Genomic DNA, 5,671 nt, shown 5'->3' with positions numbered 1-5,671 from the left:
GTTCATTTCGTTAAAAATGATTACCTTACATTGTTCAGTTTTCAAAGATCTGCTTCATCGCTTTAACGCGACATCTTATATAGATTATCACGTCATCAAGTTCATGTCAACCACTTTTTAAAAGTTTTTAAAGCATTTTTAATTAACACTTTTCAAACTATCCTGTTGGTTTTTGTCATGCCTTGTTGCAGCGACTTAATTAGTATATCCATTTGAAGGTTATTCGTCAACCCCTAATTTTTATTTTTTTAAAATTTTTAACCCATGCCAATGATATAGCTCACCGGCATGGGTTTTCTTATTAAGTCGAACTACTTATTTTTAGTTCATGCTGCAATTACGCTACATAGACTACATCAGTATCCGCTTGAATATGCCACGGCACCAAACGCTGCCATTTGACCTTCACCGACTGCTTTAGCTACCTGTAGCGGCGTTCCCACTACATCGCCGGCAGCAAATAAGCCTTTGAAATTAGTTTCCATATGACGATTAACGGCCACTGAATTACCGTCAAGAATCACACCTTCTACCAAATTTTCAGGCGGATACGTATCGCGTAAGAAGAATACGCCATCCACTGTTTTCATACCTTCATTAGTATGAATCGCCGTAACGGCCTTTTCACCTTCTACACTTTGCACAATCGCTTTCTTATGTACTACTACGGAAGACGGCAAGCTGTCCAACCACTCACCGGGCAGTTGTAAAGCACCGCCAATGTAGAGGTTCATGTTTTTAGCCAGCGAAGCCAACAATTCCACATCCTGCTGATAAGCCAACGTATTAATATATACGGCTATATCTTTGTCTTCAAAAAAGTGTCCGTCACAGCTGGCGCAGTAACTTACACCGCGGCCAAGCAAAGCACGCTCGCCGGGCACGGTTTTACTCATAGCTACACCGGTAGCCAAAATAACACTTTTCGCTTGGAACACATTATCTGCCGTCATCAGTGTAAACGGTTCACCGATAAAAACGGATTGAACACGTTCTTTCACAATAACCGGGTCATAAGCTAATGTCTGTTCCAATAAATTTTCCATAAAATCTATGCCACTGATGGTCATAATCCCCGGAATATTATTGATTTTAGAGGCACGTCGTAATTTATCACCAAAACCGGCGGCTTCAAATAACACCACTGATTTATTGTGAACACGTGCCGTTAAAGCGGCTGATAAGCCGGCGGGACCGCCGCCTACAATAGCCACATCAAAAACTGCCATATCTGTCCCCTTGCATATAAATAGTAAAAAATGACTGACCACTTGCTGTAACAAGTAGTCAGCCCATAAAAAATACCTTGACGGTGACCGCTCGGGGCGTAAAAGTATTTAATCCTTTACATCGTAAAATTTAAAGCCTTGCGCTTCTGCTTGTTGTATTAGTTTTTGTCTTAACGGAACTGCCTTTTTACCGGCAACCTGTTTTGTGAACGAATCTACACGACGATTCGTATCACGCATATCATAATACTGTTCCATTTCTTCATCGTAATCTTCCAAAAGTTCGAGGTACGAGTCAAACACAGTATATGAATCATCAAATACATTAGCTTCACGAGGCATTCGCGGTTTTAATTGCGGCTTCTGATTAGGTACGCCAATGCCGACACCTACTACCGGAAATGTCAGTTCCGGTAATTTCAAAAGTTCGATCATCTTAGGTACATTATTTAAGATACTGCCAAAGAAAACAGTACCGAAGCCACCAAGCTCTGCAGCTGCCACCATGTTTTGAGCGGCTATGGCTGCATCCGTCCAGCCTTGGAAGAAACGATCACTATCACGTTCAATGTCACTCGTTATACCTTGTTCACGAGCTATGCGTGAGTTACGGTACGCATCGACTATAAAGATAAATAGTTCCGGTACCCGTGCTACATACTCTTGGTTGCAAACTTCCGCGATAGCCGCTTTCAATTCGGGATTTACAATGCGGATAATACTAAAGCTTTGCAGGCCCATGCTGGTAGCCGTTCGTTTAGCAATATCCAGTAGTATGCTCAATTGTTGCGGCGGCATAGGACTGGATTTAAACTCACGAATAGTACGATGATTTAATAAAACGTCAATAGGATTCATGGGATCGTCTCCTTTACTAAAATACATCGACTGACAAAGTCAGTGAATTGTATTTTACCACAGATTTCCATCATATTGCACATTAAAATAATTACACACTATGACAAAAATCATACTTATACTGTAAAAGTCATTCAATATCGATACTATATCTACCCCAGTATCTAATATCGAAGTTTCTCTTTTTACAGTAACATTATTTAGTAGGCTTGTCTAGTCCTTAAATAATTAATAAAACAATCAATTATTTAGACAAATCCCCGCTTCCTCCCCAAAAGCCGCCTGCTATTATTCTTAATTCACATATTAAATTTCACGATCATGAATACTATACTTAGAATATAACTAATGCATGGTTATATGTCAAGCAATATATTGTCATGCATAAATCATCAACAAATACTCATACTTATTTGATTTTATACGGTAAATCGTTTATTTTCTTTAATTTTTTATACAATAAATGGCATTCATGAAAAAAAAAATTGCCTAAATGTCCATAATTTGCTATACTACATGTATGGTAACGAAATTTATTTTTCAGTTTTCAAAGTAAAAAAGGAGTCATCAAATGAAACTTCAATTAACAAAACATTTAACTCGCGGTCTTTTAATTGCAGCTTTGGCAGTAGGCTTCACCGGCTCTGCTTTGGCCGCTGCACCGGCTGATACAGATGCACAAATTCACGTAAGTGGTACAGCAACCCGCTCCGTAGCGCCAAACTATGCCATTCTTCGTTTAGGTATTACCAGTGAAGCATCTACCGTAGGAGCTGCTAAAACTACTAACGATCGTGTTATGAGTGATTTAATTGCTCGCCTTGCTAATGTAGGCATTACTAAAAATAACATTCAAACATCCTACTTCTCCGTTTCCCCTAAAAACGATTACAGCACTACCCGTGATCGTTCTGCCAACTCTGTTGTAGGTTATACCGTATTCAACTCCGTAGCTGTTCGCATCAATGACTTGAGCAAAATCAGCCAAGTTATCGACAATGCAGTGGCGGCAGGTGCCAATAACATTCAGTCCCTCAGCTTCGAAGCCGATGTAGACCAAGCTTTGAATGACCAATTGACTGCTGAAGCTGTTAAAAACGGTCGTCATCAAGCCGAAGTGATTGCCGGTGCTTTAGGTCAACAGTTGGGCGGTATTAAAGACGCTTCCGTAGGCGGCACTAACACGTACACTATGGAAAGCTCCATGCGTCTTTATAAAGCATCTGATATGCTTGGTTCTTCCACGCCGGTAGAACAGGGTGAAATCACCGTAAGCAAAAATGTTGATTTAACATTCTATGTTCGTTAATTTGCTTCATATAGTGAATCCGTTTAAATAACTGCATAAATACTAAAGCCGAGTTCCGTGGAACTCGGCTTTTTTCGTGCCTGTATAGGCTTGTAAATTAAGCATATACGCCTATATTTTCTTTATTTAGAGTTCTATTAATTATGAGCGACTAACCACAGAGTGGCCAAACAGCCATTACTCTTCCGGTACGATACCCACATGGACAGCTACGATACCACCGGTCAATTCGTAATACGTAGCGTCCTTATACCCCACTTCGTTAAAGTATTCAAGTACTTTTGACTGATGTGGATAACGACGTAACGATTCAGGTAGCCAAGCATAGGATGACTGGTCTTTACTTAACTTACCCAATACAGGCAAGATTTTTTCAAAATACGCATAGTATAACTGTTTAAAACCGAAAACGGTAGGCTTAGCCAATTCTAAAGTTACTACACGGCCGCCCGGTTTAACAACACGCTTCATTTCACTGAGGGTTTTGATGATATCCGGCACATTACGCAATGCAAATGCGCTCATGGCGCAATCGAAAGTGTTGGCGTCATAGGGTAAATTCATAGCATCCCCTTCTACTAAATTTACCTTATCGAGTAAACCGGCCTGATTCAAACGAACTTCACCCTGGGCCAGCATTTCCGGACTAAAATCCAAGGCTTCAATATGAAGACTCGGCATTTGGCGCAATGCTTCTTTCGTCAGCATCCCCGTGCCGCAAGCAACGTCTAAAATATTCATATTTTCAGTTAATGCCATTTTTTCAACGGCAAAACGGCGCCAATACGAATCTTGGTGAAAACTCAACAATGAATTCATAAGGTCGTAATGCTTTGCTATATGTGAAAAAACACCTTGCACATATACTTCCTTTTCCGCATGATTGGAAAAGCTTAATGACTGCTCTCTTGTATTCCCTTGCATATCTTCTTCACTCACAATCTAGTTTAAACCTATATACCTACCATAATACGCTATCAATCGTCCGACTAACTACAATTTACTGCCATTTCAAACTATAATTAATCGATTAATAAATCCTCTACTATATTATTGTACCATATATACCATTTATATTTGATGATTCTTTTCATTATAATGTGTTTCTATAGTATAACTAATAGTTCTCCATTTTGTAAAGTAATTGTGAGCACTAAAAAAATCGATAAATAAGGTCAAACATTTTATTTTAAAGTATATTTTTCAAAATAGACTAATTTTATTCAAATTGCCTCTTGATATTATTCCTTGTCCGTATTATAATGACATATGTCCATTACAAATGCATTATTTTGAGTGTCTAAGGAGAGATTATTATGAAAGCAATTTTACAAGTGTTTAACCGAGTCAAACTGATTTATCAAATCATGATAGGGCTGGTCATCGGTATTTCTGTGGCCCTGATTAATCCGGCTGTTGGTAAAGACTTGTCACTGCTGGGGATTATCTTTGTAGGCGCCTTAAAAGGGATTGCACCGCTATTGGTATTCTTCCTTGTTATTGCTGCCGTTTGCCGCCATCGGGCCGATCAAAAAACCGGCATGAAAAAAATCATCGTCATGTATATGGTAGGCATGTTCTTATCAGCATTAATTGCTGTTTTTGCCAGCTACCTCTTCCCGGCCACTCTACATTTAGTGACTGCAGCTGAAGATGCCAAAGCTCCACAAGGCATCGCGGAAGTATTGATTACTTTATTACGTAATATCGTAGATAATCCGCTTCATGCTATCATGACCGGTAACTATATCGGTATTTTAGGTTGGGCTGTTGTTATTGGTTTTGCCCTTCGTCATGCAACAGAAGAAGTAAAAAGTGTATTCGTAGGAATTCCCGATGCTATTACCATGGTAGTTCAATGGGTTATCCGCTTGGCTCCATTCGGTATTATGGGGCTCGTTGCCGAATCTATTTCCACCAGCGGTATTGAAGCATTAGTTGAATACGCTGTATTATTAGGTACTTTATTGGGTAGCATGTTCTTCGTGGCCTTAGTTGTAAATCCTATCATTGTTTACATTGTTATGCGTCGTAATCCGTTCCCGCTTACTTTTAAATGTTTACGTGAATCCGGTATTACTGCCTTCTTCACCCGCAGTTCCGCTGCCAATATTCCGGTTAACATGAATATGGCCAAACGTCTCAGCTTATCCCCTGATACGTATTCTATCGCGATTCCGCTTGGGGCAACCATTAACATGGCCGGTGCTGCCATTACAATTGGGTTATAGGACATTTTGAGTTGGTAATTTAATCCCATAGATAGTTAGGATAT

4 protein-coding genes and 1 pseudogene are annotated in these 5,671 nt (G+C 39.6%); 2 read left to right on the top strand and 3 right to left on the bottom strand.

All coding sequences use genetic code 11. The features are described from left to right. Positions 1 to 356: 356 nt before the first annotated feature. Both MXE28_RS11100 and MXE28_RS11095 read right to left on the bottom strand, forming a co-directional pair. Complete coding sequence (locus tag MXE28_RS11100) at positions 357 to 1,229, bottom strand: NAD(P)/FAD-dependent oxidoreductase (protein WP_021840270.1); 873 nt, start codon at positions 1,227 to 1,229, stop codon at positions 357 to 359. A 108-nt stretch (positions 1,230 to 1,337) separates the two neighbouring features. Continuing rightward, positions 1,338 to 2,087 carry an NADPH-dependent oxidoreductase gene (locus MXE28_RS11095; RefSeq protein WP_021841389.1) on the bottom strand — a complete coding sequence of 250 codons (750 nt, stop codon included), beginning with the start codon at positions 2,085 to 2,087 and terminating at the stop codon, positions 1,338 to 1,340. Between the two features lie 571 nt (positions 2,088 to 2,658). Between MXE28_RS11095 and MXE28_RS11090 the strand changes: the two genes are divergently transcribed. Further along, the gene (locus MXE28_RS11090; protein WP_021841388.1) at positions 2,659 to 3,396 is read left to right on the top strand and encodes an SIMPL domain-containing protein; all 738 of its coding nucleotides are present in this window, start codon (positions 2,659 to 2,661) and stop codon (positions 3,394 to 3,396) included. A 177-nt stretch (positions 3,397 to 3,573) separates the two neighbouring features. Here the strand turns inward: MXE28_RS11090 and MXE28_RS11085 are convergent, their stop codons facing one another. Beyond that, entirely contained in the window at positions 3,574 to 4,320 is a 747-nt protein-coding gene (locus tag MXE28_RS11085) for a class I SAM-dependent methyltransferase (protein ID WP_021841387.1), read from the bottom strand. Positions 4,321 to 4,712: 392 nt separating this feature from the next. Here MXE28_RS11085 and sstT point away from each other — a divergent pair. Next, positions 4,713 to 5,618: pseudogene (gene sstT / locus MXE28_RS11080) on the top strand (serine/threonine transporter SstT); the annotation flags it as partial. Between the last annotated feature and the right edge of the window lie 53 nt (positions 5,619 to 5,671).

It is taken from the genome of Veillonella sp. KGMB01456 (assembly GCF_023051165.1).
Lineage (GTDB): Bacteria > Bacillota > Negativicutes > Veillonellales > Veillonellaceae > Veillonella_A.
The sequence above is the reverse complement of the archived record's forward strand: the minus strand, read 5'-3'. Positions and strand labels throughout refer to the sequence as shown.

Bases quoted from the DNA above. Each gene is read 5' to 3' on its own strand.
- MXE28_RS11100 (WP_021840270.1), bottom strand. From the start codon at position 1,229: ATGGCAGTTTTTGATGTGGCTATTGTAGGCGGCGGTCCCGCCGGCTTA.
- MXE28_RS11095 (WP_021841389.1), bottom strand. From the start codon at position 2,087: ATGAATCCTATTGACGTTTTATTAAATCATCGTACTATTCGTGAGTTT.
- MXE28_RS11090 (WP_021841388.1), top strand. From the start codon at position 2,659: ATGAAACTTCAATTAACAAAACATTTAACTCGCGGTCTTTTAATTGCA.
- MXE28_RS11085 (WP_021841387.1), bottom strand. From the start codon at position 4,320: ATGCAAGGGAATACAAGAGAGCAGTCATTAAGCTTTTCCAATCATGCG.